The organism is Methylocaldum sp. 14B (assembly GCF_002005105.1).
GTDB lineage: Bacteria > Pseudomonadota > Gammaproteobacteria > Methylococcales > Methylococcaceae > Methylocaldum.
Genome location: NZ_MSCV01000012.1, coordinates 35763 through 49570, shown reverse-complemented (window position 1 = coordinate 49570; position 13808 = coordinate 35763). Strand labels below are relative to the sequence as shown.

12 protein-coding genes are annotated in these 13808 nt (G+C 66.7%); 1 reads left to right on the top strand and 11 read right to left on the bottom strand.

What is annotated here, in order from left to right:
- Positions 1–6: 6 nt before the first annotated feature.
- From B2A78_RS10740 to B2A78_RS10710, 7 genes are all read right to left on the bottom strand, one after another.
- Complete coding sequence (locus B2A78_RS10740; protein WP_077729994.1) at positions 7–2205, bottom strand: hypothetical protein; 2199 nt, start codon at positions 2203–2205, stop codon at positions 7–9.
- Positions 2202–5126, bottom strand: a complete 2925-nt coding sequence (locus B2A78_RS10735) for a putative baseplate assembly protein (RefSeq protein ID WP_077729993.1) — start codon at positions 5124–5126, stop codon at positions 2202–2204. Before B2A78_RS10735 ends, B2A78_RS10740 begins: the two co-directional genes overlap by 4 nt.
- Entirely contained in the window at positions 5126–7702 is a 2577-nt protein-coding gene (locus tag B2A78_RS10730; RefSeq protein ID WP_077729992.1) for a putative baseplate assembly protein, read from the bottom strand. The genes B2A78_RS10735 and B2A78_RS10730 overlap by 1 nt, the downstream gene beginning before the upstream one ends.
- Positions 7699–8064: a GPW/gp25 family protein gene (locus B2A78_RS10725; protein ID WP_077729991.1), complete on the bottom strand. Its 366-nt coding sequence runs from the start codon at positions 8062–8064 to the stop codon at positions 7699–7701. The genes B2A78_RS10730 and B2A78_RS10725 overlap by 4 nt, the downstream gene beginning before the upstream one ends.
- A 211-nt stretch (positions 8065–8275) precedes the next feature.
- A complete protein-coding gene (locus B2A78_RS10720) occupies positions 8276–8596 on the bottom strand; it encodes a hypothetical protein (protein WP_077729990.1) in 321 nt (106 codons plus the stop codon).
- Position 8597: 1 nt separating this feature from the next.
- Complete coding sequence (locus B2A78_RS10715) at positions 8598–9113, bottom strand: phage baseplate assembly protein V (protein WP_077729989.1); 516 nt, start codon at positions 9111–9113, stop codon at positions 8598–8600.
- Complete coding sequence (locus B2A78_RS10710; protein WP_205780745.1) at positions 9110–9973, bottom strand: hypothetical protein; 864 nt, start codon at positions 9971–9973, stop codon at positions 9110–9112. Before B2A78_RS10710 ends, B2A78_RS10715 begins: the two co-directional genes overlap by 4 nt.
- On the opposite strand from B2A78_RS10710, the gene B2A78_RS26310 reads away from it, so the two are divergent.
- Positions 9972–10235, top strand: coding sequence for a hypothetical protein (locus B2A78_RS26310; RefSeq protein ID WP_205780744.1), 264 nt, complete (start codon positions 9972–9974; stop codon positions 10233–10235). The genes B2A78_RS10710 and B2A78_RS26310 overlap by 2 nt on opposite strands.
- Before the next feature lie 6 nt (positions 10236–10241).
- On the opposite strand, the gene B2A78_RS10705 is transcribed toward B2A78_RS26310, so the two are convergent.
- The 4 genes from B2A78_RS10705 to B2A78_RS10690 all read right to left on the bottom strand — a co-directional run bounded on the left by B2A78_RS10705 (position 10242) and on the right by B2A78_RS10690 (position 13771).
- The gene (locus B2A78_RS10705; RefSeq protein WP_077729987.1) at positions 10242–10607 is read right to left on the bottom strand and encodes a hypothetical protein; all 366 of its coding nucleotides are present in this window, start codon (positions 10605–10607) and stop codon (positions 10242–10244) included.
- Between the two features lie 45 nt (positions 10608–10652).
- Complete coding sequence (locus B2A78_RS10700; protein WP_205780743.1) at positions 10653–10997, bottom strand: four helix bundle protein; 345 nt, start codon at positions 10995–10997, stop codon at positions 10653–10655.
- Positions 10998–11110: 113 nt separating this feature from the next.
- Complete coding sequence (locus tag B2A78_RS10695) at positions 11111–11770, bottom strand: hypothetical protein (protein WP_077729985.1); 660 nt, start codon at positions 11768–11770, stop codon at positions 11111–11113.
- Between the two features lie 75 nt (positions 11771–11845).
- Positions 11846–13771 (bottom strand): DUF4157 domain-containing protein, encoded by a 1926-nt coding sequence (locus B2A78_RS10690; RefSeq protein ID WP_077729984.1) that lies wholly within the window; start codon positions 13769–13771, stop codon positions 11846–11848.
- Between the last annotated feature and the right edge of the window lie 37 nt (positions 13772–13808).

The window sequence follows — 13808 nt, the reverse complement described above, 5'->3', positions numbered from 1 at the left end:
GGCTCCTCAAGTCTCGTAGAAAACGCCGGACGACAGCCCGACGCGTAGAAATTCGCGCAGACGAATCTGCAAATTGGCCTCGCGCTGGGCGGCGAACAGCGCGTGATAGGCGCCCATCTCGCTCTCGTCGTCCGCCCCGCGCCGGATTTCGTCCGGAGTGCTGCGCATGAGCTGGCAATACGCCGGGACGCCGTAGCGCAGCGAGGTGAAATGCGGAGCAATGTCGGACTCACCCTCCGCGCTCTCCGGCTGACAGCGATGGCGGCGCGGCACCAGCGAGGCGAAGGGCAGATAGGAAAAACGCACGCAGCCGGTCTGGCGGCGCCGCGCGTACACCGGCGGCAGAGTATCGCCCGGCGTGGCGCGGGCCAGGAGGATGCTGTTGGAAATAAGACCCACGGCGTCCGCGTTGATCTTGCCGATTGCGGTGCAGGCGGTGAGGGAAAGTTCGCCGCCCGGCGAAACCTCGTCCGGCGCGCAATAAGCCGTGGCGGCGGGATCGTTGGCATCAAGAATGGCATCCGTAGCCGCGAGTTTCGCCCCCTCCACCACCCGCAGGGCGCCCACGATCGCCCGTTCCAGTTCCACGGCCAGACCCGGCAGTTCGGCTACCAGGCTCGCGGCGCCCGGTGAAACGGGATCGCCCGCCCCGTCCAGCGCCAAACCGGGCACCAGGGTGGCATGGGCGATGCGCAGGCGCGCGAGTTCGTTGCCCGCAGCGGGTACGTGCAGCCGCGCGCCGGCCACCAGCAGCCCCTCCAGGGTGAAGGCGCTTTCCGCCCCGCCCGTGACGGGGAAATCCCCGCCGAGGATCAGCGTCGGCCGGCACCGCCCGGCGGCCCGCAGGATCACGTGCCCGCCGGCATTCACGTTCACCGCCAGGGTTTCCTCGTAGCACCCGCTGTCGGTGATTTCCACCACCCCGTCGCCGGCCAGGGCGGCCAGGGCGGCCTGGATCGTGGGGTGGTCGTCGGGCACCCGGATCACCAGAGCGCCCGGCGCGTCGGCGCGGCGCTCGCGGGGATATTCGCCGCCGCCCAGGTCCGCCGGGAACCCGTAGTGATAGGTGACCTGGAGGTTTTGGGGCACGGCCACGGAATCCCCCAGCGCGATCCTTCCCAGCACGGGATCGATGCCGTACTTGTCGCCCAGGGTCGTCCCGTCGGGCAAGTTCCCGGTAAGCGGCGCGTGCGCCCAATCGGCGCCGTCGTCGGCCAGGTTGCAGGCCACGACGCTTTCTCGGGGCACCTCGACGCCGTCCGCGTACAGCACGAGACTGGGCTCGGCGTTGTCGACCTCCGCCCCGGACGATTCCCGCGAACCGTAATAAAGCGCCTTGCGGGCATCCAGCATCCGGCGGCCGATCGGGTCAGGCACGTTGATGGGCTCGGCCAGGTGGGTGATTTCGTCCTCGGCCACGGGGTTGGCGTAAAGCTGGAGCGGATGGCCCAGGGGGCTCGCCAGGTAACGCCGGTCGTCGACCCGCACCGCCGGGCTCCGGGTATGCGGATAGGCGTCGAGTCGCCAGAGGAATATCCCCACGTTGGGGATGTTGAAGCGCCCGCGCCGGCTCTCGATCCGCCGGACGTCCACGGTGTGCGCCGCCGAATCGAAGGCCGTGCCGATCCGCGCCAGCGGCTCCCATTGCCGGAGGTCGGGCGCGTACCGGCTGTGCGGCCTGAGATGGTTCATGTACTGGGTGGTCCCCAGCAACTGGAAGAACTCCACCGCGCGGGCGTTCCACCCGGTGACGTCGCGGGCGAGCTGCTCCAGCACCGCCGCCGTGCCCTTGCGGCGGCGCAGGGCGATGGTGTGGGCGACCTCGGCGCGGGCCAAGCCGCGCGCCTCTCCCAGGGCGTGCAAGGGTTCGTAGCCGATCAGGTCGCCGATATAGGGAATCGCCCAGTCCGCGCAGGTTTCGATGAAGAGGTCGTCGTAGAGCTGGTCGAGATTCTCCTCCAGGACCGCGAACTCGTCCGCGAAGGCCGCCAGCAGGGCCTTGAGGGGCCCCTGGGCGGCTTTCCCGCGCAGTGCCTCGATCCGCTCCTGCTCGGCGACGGTCGGACTGGGCAAAGCCTCCAGGGCGGCGAGTTCGGCGGCTTCCGCCGGGGTCAGGAGACCCTCGAGGTCCGCGGCCAGCTCGGCGTCGCGGATGCGGTGGATGGCCGGCAGCAGCCGGAACAGGGTATCGGCGTCGAAGCTCATGACATCGTCTCCAGCACCAGGGGCGCGGCGTCCAGGGTGAGCAGCTCGGCGGCCAGCGGCGCCGCGCCGAGGGAGGCCACGGGCAGCGCCGCGAACAGGCGGGGCGCGAATTTCGGAACCGGCGTGTCGCTCCGGTGCAGCTCGGCCACGTGCACCGCCTCGACGCCGGTTACGGCCTGGGCGACGGCGGCCACCTCGTCCACCGAGACCCCCTGGCCGAAGCCGCGCGCCTCGAAGCCGAAGGCTTCCCTGAGGCGGGCTTCGACGCCGGCAAGCACCAGCTCCGGCTCGGCCTCGGCGGCGACTTTCACCGCCAGCCGCGTCCGGAACCGCGCGTCGCGATAGCTGACCAGGGTCAGCGGCAGGAGCGGATCGCCATGGCGGCGCAACGCCGTCTGCAGGTTGCGGAACGTATCGCCGTTCGCGGGAACGGCGCTCCCCTCCTCGCCCGCCACGGTGAGGAACACCCCGCGGGCCGGACCGCTGGGCAGCCACAGGGCGTGGGCCTTGGCGATGCCGGCGAAGGCGCGGGCGAAATCCCGGTAGTCCCGGATCGATACCGCCCGCTCCAGGGTGAGCACCGTGAGCGGCGCGTTGACCCGCGCCCGCTCCTCGGCTTCCGGGTCTTCCCCGCCGCCCGCCGGCTCGGGATTGGTGGCGCCGGTAACGCCCAGTGGGCGCGAGAGCAGGGTGGTGAGCTTGCCCGCCGCGACATTGCCCGCGAGCCCCAGGCCCTTGCGATAGGCGGCGCGCAGGTTATGGTCGCCGGACGGCGGGCGGGCACCCTCGATGCCGTCGCCGAACCGCACCGTGGCTCGCGCCTGGTCGTCGATGGCGAGTTCGTACACCCGCTCGTTCGGCCCCCGGGCGTAGAGGCTGGGAACCTCCTGCCAGAGGAGATCGTTGGCGCGCAGCGCCAGGGTCGACTGGCGCCCGCTCGGGGTGGCCGCGCTCACGAAGGTGAGCGGCGCCTGGCGCAGGCCGAAGCCGGCGTTGGCCACGCGGGCGTCGCCGCTGCCCAGGATCTCGTTCACCGTTTCCCCGTGGGTGGCGCGCGCGACGTTGGCGTTGACGCGCACGGTCTCGCGGTCGTAGACGTGCTTGAGGGGCGAGGCGAGGGTGAAGTAGCTGCGGTCGCGATCCTGGCTCACGGAACTCACCAGGTCACCGACGAAAACGATCTCCGACACTTCCTCGTCGCCCGGTTCCAGCGGCGCCGCTTCGATAGCCGCGGTGGCCACCTCCAGCACGCCTTCCCTTCCGTCCCGGTCCAGCAGCCGGAGGCGCAACTGAGCGCTGCCCGGATTCGCGAGCCGCTCGCCGAACTGCGGCGGGGACAGCACCGGCCATGCGCCGCCGGATTTCCGCTCCGGCGCGGCCACCAGGCGCAGGGAGTCCCCTTCCTCGATGGTTACGCTGCCCCCTTTCACGAGCGGCATGTTCACAGCGCTCCTGCCCTTGCGCAGCCGCACTCGGGCGCGCTTGCCGCTGATCGCGAGCGGACGGCCGGGGCCGATGCCCGGGCCGAGTCGATCCAATGCGAGCAGATCGCCGTAGAGAGGAAACCCGAGCGGCGTCCCGGTCACCGGCAGCGGCTCGGACTGGGCCAACACCAAAGTCTCGCGCAATCCGAACAGGCCGAGGTTTTCGGTCGTGTCCGGCACTATGCGGGTAATCTTCCCGCTCAAGCCGTAGTCGCGGCGGGAAAGATGCGCGACGGATTGGGCGCGATAGAGTTCCACATACCCTGCGGCGAGCTTCGACGAAACGGCACTGGCTAAACCCGACGGCATCGAGGAGAGTGCGCTAGCGACCGGTGACGCCACGGCCGAGTTGGCGAAAGCCACCGGAATCAACTCGATGGGGCCCAGAATCCCGATATCCACAGAATCGGGCGGCGGCGCCGCGGCGACCAGGGCGATCCAGCTGCCCGGAACGATTTTCGGATACTCCGCGTCGAGATCGATTCGGGAACCCTGAATCCCGAAGTTAGCCCACTGCTGCCCGTTTGCCGTAAGCAGACCCTCGGGCGCGGGGTTGTTCGGGGTGAACAGGATACGCGGGTCCGGCGCATTGTGACCGAACAGCGCGGCGCGCTGGCGGAAGATGTAGACGGTGGCACCCGCGGCGGCCGGCTCGACATGGGGGCTGGTGCTGCCCAGCGGCTCATCCCAAACGATCCGGGTGCGCTGTTTCTCCCTGTCTTCCTCCACGAGGGTCAGCAGCCGGACGTCCCAGCGCTCGCTGCCGGTATCGTCGAGCCGCTCCTGGCCCACCACGAGGATGACATCGCCCGCCCCCACGCCGTTGCCCACTCCGGCCAGCCACAGCTCGCGGTCGCCGAAGCGCGGGTGCCAGGGGACCGAGGTCTGCACAGGAATGGCGTTCCATTCGGCGCGGGCTTCCACCGGCTCCACGGTCTCGAAGGTCTGGGGCTGCTCGCCCGGACCCGGCACGCTCTGCACCCTGGCACCCACCGGAATCTCCACGGGACCCGCGGCCAGCGCGGGACTGCCCGGAACCTCCTGCAGGGTGAAGGCGAGAAAGGTCGAGGCGGCCACGCCGGGCGCGAGCTCGTAGCCGATCAGGCGGGCCAGTTCGAGAATCGAGCGGCGCTCGGTCGCCGTGCGCAGGAAGTTCTCGTTGGCAATGCGTTCCTGATAGAAGGACAGCACGTCCAGGGTGGTGGCCAGCGCATCGCAAAGGGCGATGGTGAAATCGCCGCCGTCCCGGGTGGTAAGCCCCGCGAGGGCCGGCAAGCCGCTGCTCGAAAGCCGGGCGAGCAGGGATTCCCTGAAGCTCGCGTGCACGCCGACCCGGTAGGCGACGGCGGACTGGCCGGGCGGGTTGTCGATGCGCGCCGGCGTCTCGGCGTCGAGGCCCGCGCAGCATCCGCAGTGGTCGAGGCTGGAATCGGCCATCACTTGCCTCCGAATAGGGACAGGCGAAGCACGCCGTGCTCCGGGAAATTGGGGTCGTTGTCGAGGCGGGGAATCTCCAGCCGGGACAGGCGCAGGAAACCGTCGGCGAGCGGCCCCGGGTCCTCGCTGCCCTGGCGGTGGAAGCGGGTCACCTGCACCGAGCCCACGCCCGCGACCTGGCGGGCCGCCGCGTATAGCGAGCTCAGGTAGACGGTTTGGCCGAAGCTCAGGTTATCGGGATGAAACAGCCCGCGCCGCCCGTCGGGCAGCATCCGGTTGCCCAGGACCGCCAGCAATCCCGCGCGCACGTCGGAACGGAAATAATTCGCCTGGACGCAGACCAGGAGATCGATTTCCAGGGAGACGAACACCGGATCGTTGATTTCGGTGTCGTGGCCCGCCATTCGGTAACGCTCGAGGTGGCGGGTGATCCGGGGCTCGAAGTCGTCCGTGGCTATCGACAGGCCGCCGGCCCGGTCCACGGTGACGAACACCGTGTACCAGCTCCCGGTCCAGCGCAGCGTCGCCGCCGCACGCTGCACGCCGGGATGGCGCTCGGTGACTTCGGCGTAGTCCTCCGGCGTGACCGCCCGTTCCTGGCGGCGGAAGGCTTGCGGGGCGCGCCGGCGCACCACCGCGGCGTCTTCCGGGTCCACGCCGCCCTGGGCGGCCAGGGGATTGCGCGCGCCGAGCACAGAACCGTCGCCGCTCGCCACGTGGGCGATGGTGTCCGCGCCGACGTTCCCGGCGCGGCTGTTGCCGACCCGGTAGCGCGTTGTAAATGCCATACCGGTTTTGGGCCGTTGCCCGTGCACACCGTTGCCGAAGCGCAAGCTGGCCGAACCGTCGTGCTCGACCTCGACGACGAAATGGGGATCGTCCGGCTCGCTGTTCAAAAGGTCGCGCCGCGCCGTCCAAGTGCCGCCGTTCAGGGTGATCGCGGGCAGGCAGTCCTCCATAAGCCATTGCATCGCGAACGCCGCCGGCGCTTCCGGATCGAAGGCCAGGCGTTCGGTGCGGCTCACTCCCTCCTTCACGGTCGTCTTGAGCACCGTGCCCGCGTAGGTGAGCGGCAGGTTACGGAGCCTCGGCGCGAAACGCGGCGAAAGCTCCACGGGCTCGGCGCCGGTGCAGCGATTGGCGTCGCGCTCGGGCGGATAAACCAGCCGCGCCGGGGGCACGCTGCCCAGGTTCTCGTCCGCCGGCAAGGTGAAACCGTGATCGGCGAGCACCAGGTTGCCCCTTGCGACGCTGACCCGGTCGAGCTCCACTTCGCCGTGCGCCTCGTCGGTGACCGAGGAAATGCACAGCGGGAACGGCAAGGCGTCCTCGGCGGCCCAGGCGATCTCGGTAATCTCTGCACCGCTGACGGGATCGGTGAGCGGCGCCGCGGGGTCGTCCGGCGAGAACTTGCGTACCGAGACCAGCCGCACCACGTGGCGGTGCGCGGGATCGGCGTCGCCCGGCTCGCCGGTCGAAGGTCCCAGCACCTCCTCGAACAGCAAGGCGTCGCCCGCTTCCAGCACGGCGAGATGGCCGGCGAGCGTCGCCCGAATCGCGCCCTTGGGCAGACAGCAGCGGCGATCGCCCCAGGCATGGAAATCGATTTCGTTATGCGCCGCGTAAAGCACGACATCGTGCAGCGGCTCGAAAATCGCGGGACTTTTCCGCAAGGCGGCTTCGTCATCCCGCGATCCGGGGACGATACGCGACGGCAAACCCGGCACCCGGCCATAGAAACGGGTGCCGGCCCGCGGCAAGGCCACCCCGTCCGCGTTCACCTCCACGTGCAGCCAGACTCGGGCATTGCAGCCTTCGTGCATGGGATAGTCGATCAGCAGGGCATGGCGGCGGAGCGAAGTGCGCAGGCGCGCGGTTTCCAGGTAGGCTTCGGTGGCGATGGCGTCCTGCCGGTAAGACAGTTGATCCGCCACGTAGGCCATGAGTTCGGCGAGGGTCACGCCCAGGTCGGCGGCGCTGCGCTCGCGCCAGTCCGGCACCAGTTGGCTGATCCGGTCCAGGATGAGCCGGCGGAAGCTTGGATAATCCTTGGCGAGATAATCGATCTCCGGCGCCGGGACGGGCTCTTCGGGACAGTCCTCCCGCTTCCGGCAGTCGAACTCGCTGTCGCACTCGACCTTGAACGAGAATTCCACCTCGGAAAGCCGCGGGTCGAAGTTTTGCGGCGGCGTTTCGTCCAGCGCCGAGCGCACCAGACGCAACCGGTACGGCGAGAAATCGCCGTAGCGGTCGACGCGGACCAGCAGGACGTGGTCCGGCTCGGGCAGGCCGGCGAAGAACGCCGCTTCGGCGGGGGTGGCCTCCGCCGGCGGCGCGGAAGCCGGCGCCACCCATTCGACGCGGACGCCGCGCACCCGCTCGCCGCCTTCGATGCGGACCTGCTGGGCCGCGAAACCCGGCGGAACCGCCTTGAACAGCCGGACCAACAAGGTTTGCTGGCGCGGGCTGCCGAGCGGCGCTTCGCGGTCCAGCACTTCCAGATAGTCGATGCCGTTGAGGGTGGGATGGGCGGCGACCTTATTGCGGCGCCGTTCGTCGCAGCAATGGTAGATCATGGCAGCGCCCCTCCGCGTTCGAACGTCGCTACTTGGCTGGTACCGGTACGGCGGATCGCATAGCGCACGGTCACCCTCAGGGTCGACTCGATCGCTTCCACCTCCACGCCGTCGAGCGCGATCAGATGGCCCAGCCATTGCTGCAGCGCGCCCTGCACCAGGAACTGGGTGGTCGCGGCCAGTTCGACGCTATTCGGCGCGAACACCAGTTGCATGAGCCCGCTGCCGAAATCGGGCCGCATCACCCGCTCGCCCGGCGAGGTGAACAGCACCTGCTCGATCAGGCCGCGGATGTACGCCTCCTCGCCGGCTTCGGCGGTGCGCCCTCGATCGTCGAACTGGTAGGGGTATTGAAGGTTCATGGATGTTAGCTATCAGCTGTCAGCTTTCAGCGATCAGTTATTCTTCTCGTTCCCACGCGTGGCGTGGGAATGCCGTTCTGGCGCGCCGCGCCCCGTCACGGCCCGCAGCGCGGGCCGAATCGGTTCCCACGCAGCGCGTGGGAACCAGAAATCAACTCGCTGTCAGCTTTCAGTTCTCGGCTGACAGCTGATAGCTGATAGCTGTCAGCCATCAAGCTCCTATCACCCGCGTCTGTGCCGCCACCGGCAGGAGCGGCGTGCCGTTCGGCGCGCAGACGGCCTGACTGTCCATCAGCACCAGCGGCTGGCCGTTGGAAAAGACCCGCGTGGCCGCCACCACCCACTGTCCGGTGACGCAGGGCACCGGGCCGCCGCTCACGTTGAACGGGCAGCCGGCGATGGCGTAGGGCGCGGCCATGGTTACCGTGGGCTGGCCGCTCACCAGCACCCTCGGGTTCGGAGCGGTGGGCGTTGCCGTGCCGCCGTGCGCGCACAGTACCGAAGCGCCGACATGCAGAAGCGGTCCGGGCATCTCAGACCACCGTCAGCGCGCCGTTGTTGATGGTCACTGTCGGCCCGACGAGGGTGATCATCGCGCCCTTGCCGTTCTGGATGTAGATGCCGGTGTCGTTGACGATCAGCGTCGCCCCCGTGGCGCTTTTCAGCATGATGCCCCCGGTGGGGCCCGGCAGATCCGAAATCGTCAGTCCGTTCTGCAACGGCGTCTGCAGGGTGATGGCGGACAGGCCCGGCGGCGTGGCGCGGGCCAGCGCCGGCACTTCGGCCCCGCTGCCCCAGAAACAGCCCACCCAGATCGGATAGTCCGGATTGCCCTGCTCGAATTCGATCCACACGCCCGAACCGATGATGGGCAGGGCGAACATGCCGTTCTGGATGCCGGCGATCGGCACGCAGGGCATGGCCCAGGTCGCCGGGGCGAGGCCCGCCACGTCCGGCACCTGCACCTGCAAGCGGCCCTGCTGCAAGGGATCGATGTTGTTGAGCACCATGCCGCGGTACTTGCCGTAATATTTGCCGCTCTCGTTCATACGGGCACCCTCGGCGTGATGGAAACCAGGCCGTTCCGCGTGAGCCGAAAGCTCTGCTTGAACTCGCCGCGCTTGAGAGTGCTGGTGACGCTCTCGACGTAGTAGAGCCCGTCGTAGGCCACGCCCGCACCGCGTACTCCCACCAGTTGCCGGGCCTTGAGCACCCGGCCGTAGCGCAGCACGTCCAGGCTGCCGTTGGCGCTGACCGCGTCCTGCGACTTCTTGGCCTCCGCGAGTCCCATGGAAATCGCCTGCATGGGATTCATCTTGGCCGTGTCCTTGAGCACGGTGAGATTGGCGATGGGCGTCGGCAACGCACCCAAGGGCGGTTGCAAGGGATTGAGATTGGGGATGGGAATCGGAATCGGCACACGGGTCAGCTGATTCTGAATGAAGACCACCGGCAGCACCCCCTTGGTGGGATCGAAGGAAAAGCTCAGCGACTCCACGTTGGTCAGTGCGTCCATGTCCACGTTGAGCGCCGGCTGCGGCACGCCCACTTTGATCTCGGGTCCGAAGTAGGCGATGTTGGTGCCGGGCGTGGGCCCCGGCTCGATGTAGAAGACGTAGCCCACCTCGTCCGCCAGTTGCCGGATGTACTGGAGATCCGTGCCCTGCTGGGCGGGAATCTTGTCGACGGGGATGGGCACGTCCGGAAACAGCGCGGGAATCACCAGCGGAATGATGCCGAACGGCGCGTACTTGGCGCACAACAGCGCCACCCGCGCCTCGATGGGCAGCGCCGGGAACGGCAGGCCGCTGAGATCCAGCATGTCCATGGCCTTGGTGAGGTCTTCGCCGGTGACCGTCACCGTGCCCGGGGCCCCGTTGCTTCCCGCCTGCACCTGGACATTGGTCATGACGCAGTCGAACAGCGGCTGGGGCGTACCGTTCAGGGTCACGATCAGCATCACCCGCAAAGGCGGCGTCGCGGGACCGGTGCTCTGCGCCCCGGCGATCAGAAAGATCGTGTTCAGCTCCGACTTGCTGCCGAACTGGAACGAAAGCTGGAAACCGCTGTCCGCGCCCGCCGCGGTCCTGACCTCGACGCTGTCGAGCGCATCCATCACCACCCGCGGGGCCGGAACGGGCACCACCGGGCCCATCAGCAAGGTGAGCTGAATTCCTTTAGCCAGCATCCGCTACTCCCGGAACGCCTTCCGGCAAGGTGATGCGCAGTCGCCGCCCGGCGGTCTCGGTCAGTTCCTCCGGGCGCATGGCGCGGTTGGCGTCGCAGATGCGCCAGTATTGCAGCGGATCGCCGAGATAGCGCGCGGCCAGATTGTCCAGCCGGTCTCCCGCCGCCACCGTGTGCTCCTGGAGCAGCGCGAAGTTTTCCGGCGGCGGCACGAAGCGGCGTTTCAGATAAGCGACCGTCGTGCCGTCCGGCCGCACGAGCTGGGCCGCCGCGATGCCGTGATAACGGCTGGTGGCGGGAAACAGCGGCGTGACCAGGGCGTTGGCTTGCAGAAAGGCTTGGATTGGATCAGTCATTAGTTAGCTCTCGGTAGTTAGCTGTCAGCCGTCAGCTTTCAGCAATTAGCTGTCAGCTTGTCTCAGCGTCTTAAGGAAACCCGCTAGCATCCTCTTTATCTCCATAATGTCGTCTCCAAGTTGATCGCACGTTGCCTTATCTAAGTATCGGAGATCGCCGGCCAGTAGCGCTTGGTATTCGAGCTCACTCGCCGAGCCCATGGCGATTTGGAGAAACCGGGCAAGCTCCGCATCTCCGCTACGGCCACAACCTTCAGCAATATTGGCCGGGATCGAGGCGCTCGACCGCCGCATTTGGGTCATCAATCCGTACAGCTCTTCCGGGGGAAAGCGCTTCGTAACGTGATACACGATCAGGGTCAGTTGATGAGATCTTTCCCATACTTTCAACTCTCTAAAGTTCCGCATTGTTAAGCTATCAGCATTCAGCTATCAGCGATTCCAACTTATTTGCTGACCGCTGATAGCTGACGGCTGACCGCTGAAAGCTGATAGCTGACGGCTCATCCAACCCCTCCGATGCCGAGCGCCGCGAAACTGCCCGGCTGGGCCTTCGCCGCGAGTTGTTCCTTGGTTTGCAGATAGCTCATGAACAGGCTTCCGCCCTTGTGGGCGAAGCCGAGGTCGTCCACCGAGAGCACGCGCAGCCCCAGGCTCACCTTGGCGCGGATCGGGTTCAGGGCGGGGTCGAAAGCTTCCTCGGTGATGGAGAAATCCGTCAGCCGCACCGGCACCACACGGCTCTTGCTCCACACGAACAGCATCAGCGGCGCCTCCATGGGCGCTATTTCCAGCGTCCCGGAACTGGCCTCGGCATCGACCCGCAACAACTGGGCGCTGGTCGGATGCGCCAAGGATTCGAGCACCGCCAGTTGAGGCTGGATGCCGTGCTCGACCACGGCGCGATGCTGGTCCGGAAACTCCAACTGGTCGGTGGCGTCGATCTCGGCGTCCAGCTTGATGGTCTCCACCGCCGGTCCCTTGAAGCGCATCGGTTCCGAGCGGTTGCCCGCCTCCCCGCCGGCCGACTGGATCTGCAAGGTGCGCGAAAGCGAGTCCGGGTTGTATTGCAGGGAAATGATGCGCAGCACTCGCGCCGACTCGGGATCGATCAGCACCAGGCCCCCTTTGAGGACTTTGGGAGAGTTGGGATAGGTGGTCATCGATCGTTCCTCGCAGCTTGATGTGACGAATTAACGCCGATTGCGCCGCCGGAGGAAAAGTTCGAAGGTCGCGATCTATCGAGTGAGGCTCGCAAGGGTGTGGCCATGTTCACGACTTCTTGATTTTTTCAATAATTCCAAGGCGTAATCGAGTTCCGAACCGCTCATCTCGTCTTCGATGCGTTCACGCAAGCTCATTTCCTTGTCGAGTTTCGCATAGGCGGCCTCGAGCTCCTGCAACTTCTCCGGATCGTTTTGGAATGGCAAGAGCACCGCATACACGGCCTCCTCGTCCGTGCCTATCTCACCGAAGAAAGCGGTATGCAAACGTTTTGCGGCAACATCCAAATCGGCGGGTTTGGCCGGAGCCGCGCGAATCGCTTGAGGCGTCTGCGGCTTGCCGCGATTGATAAGCTGCAGGGCATATTCGAGTTCGGTGCCGCTGAACTCGTCCTCGATGACCGCATCGAGCGTCAGCCCTTCGGCTTTGTGCTTAATGCGGTAACGACGGCGGAACTCTTCGATCAGGGTTTGGTCACGCCCGAGCGTTTGCAGAACGCGATAGACGCCCTCCTCGTCGGTTCCCCACTTATCGATGGTCGCCTTGTCGAACTCTTTAATGAGACGCTCGAAATCGATGACGCGCTTGGGTGTCACGCCTACGCAGGACTCCCGATTGGTGATGAGCGACTTCACGCTGCGGAAGAAGCGTTCGCAGCGCGGCCTGGGTTCCGGGAGTGGATCGTTCGGATTGGCGATCCATACACGCCCGCGATCGCTGTCGCCGATTCGTCGAGTGCGCGAATCCCAGGTGATGCAGTACTGGATTTCGTCGGAGAAACCCCGTACGCAGACTTTGAACGCATTGCTGATGGCATCGAGCAAATCCTTGCCCGAGCCGGCGTTACAGCCGTACAGAATGATCTTGGCGTCCTCCGCGAAGCGGTCGCGCAACTTGGCGATGCGTTCGGATTTGGATTTGAGGGTGTCGACATTGATCAGCGCGTCGGCACGATCGAAGATGACATCGTTCTGAGCCAGGTCGATGGTTCCCGCCAGCGCGAAATGGCTCGAATTCGAATGCGCGATCAATCCCAACTCCGTGATCGCACCCTTGCCTTGCGCCTCGATATGCGCGAGCAATGCATCCAGCGTACTGACGCCGCTGCCGCCGCCCGATCCGGCGGCAGCCTGCTCCATATCGATCGACGCCGGATGCCAGCGACCGCGCTCGGCATCGCGCGTTTCTTGCTGATCGGCATTGCGGCCTCTATAAGGCCGACCATAGCCGGCAGCGAACACCAAGTCCCGCTGCAGGCGCAGCATCGATCGGTCACGCTGCTGCAGGGACCGTAATGGCATAGGGGAAAATCCATGTTTTTCATTGCCTTGCCGAACATGAGCCTGATCCGCACCCGACTGCTGCACCACATGGGTCAGCTCATGAGCCAGCAGCCGCCGCCCTTCGCGCGTCTCCGGCGCGAACCTGCCGGCGCCGAACACGACATCGCGTCCGACCGTATAAGCCAGAGCGTTCACCTCCCGCGCCGAGTGCTCGGCGTCTGCGCCGGTATGCACCCGCACTCGGGAAAAGTCGTAACCGAAGCGCGCTTCCATGTCCTGCCTCAGCCCCAAGTCAAGCGGCCTGCCGGACCCCGTCAGCGTCCGGTCCACGCTGGCGGGTACCGTTCCGGCCTGCCCGGCCGGTTGCCCAGCGAATCGCTGGATGCGCGGCCGCGCATCGGTGATGGCGGATCGCAACGGCGTTGCGAGCACCTGATCGGCGATCCGGTCCGCTTCCCGTTCGTACGGGTCACCGGGTTCGCCGATCACCAGCTTGGTCCGAATATCCGCCATTTGCTTCTTGCCACATTCCTCGCATTCGCCGCTCAGGCCAGCCGAGCCACCGCAGGCGCACTTGCGCTGCAAAAGGACGCCTCGTCCCGCTATCGACATGGATGCCGCGGTGTTCCGCGACTGTGATCCCGTGTATGTAATCATCGGCTCACACCTCGGCCGGCGCTCCTCATATCTTCGG

Coding starts and splice junctions, on each gene's coding strand:
- B2A78_RS10710 (WP_205780745.1), bottom strand. CDS start 9,973: ATGACCAATGTCCAGGTGCAGGCGGGAAGCAACGGGGCCCCGGGCACG.
- B2A78_RS10705 (WP_077729987.1), bottom strand. CDS start 10,607: ATGACTGATCCAATCCAAGCCTTTCTGCAAGCCAACGCCCTGGTCACG.
- B2A78_RS10695 (WP_077729985.1), bottom strand. CDS start 11,770: ATGACCACCTATCCCAACTCTCCCAAAGTCCTCAAAGGGGGCCTGGTG.
- B2A78_RS10690 (WP_077729984.1), bottom strand. CDS start 13,771: ATGATTACATACACGGGATCACAGTCGCGGAACACCGCGGCATCCATG.
- B2A78_RS10725 (WP_077729991.1), bottom strand. CDS start 8,064: ATGAACCTTCAATACCCCTACCAGTTCGACGATCGAGGGCGCACCGCC.
- B2A78_RS10740 (WP_077729994.1), bottom strand. CDS start 2,205: ATGAGCTTCGACGCCGATACCCTGTTCCGGCTGCTGCCGGCCATCCAC.
- B2A78_RS10720 (WP_077729990.1), bottom strand. CDS start 8,596: ATGCCCGGACCGCTTCTGCATGTCGGCGCTTCGGTACTGTGCGCGCAC.
- B2A78_RS10715 (WP_077729989.1), bottom strand. CDS start 9,113: ATGAACGAGAGCGGCAAATATTACGGCAAGTACCGCGGCATGGTGCTC.
- B2A78_RS10735 (WP_077729993.1), bottom strand. CDS start 5,126: ATGGCCGATTCCAGCCTCGACCACTGCGGATGCTGCGCGGGCCTCGAC.
- B2A78_RS26310 (WP_205780744.1), top strand. CDS start 9,972: ATGACGCAGTCGAACAGCGGCTGGGGCGTACCGTTCAGGGTCACGATC.
- B2A78_RS10730 (WP_077729992.1), bottom strand. CDS start 7,702: ATGATCTACCATTGCTGCGACGAACGGCGCCGCAATAAGGTCGCCGCC.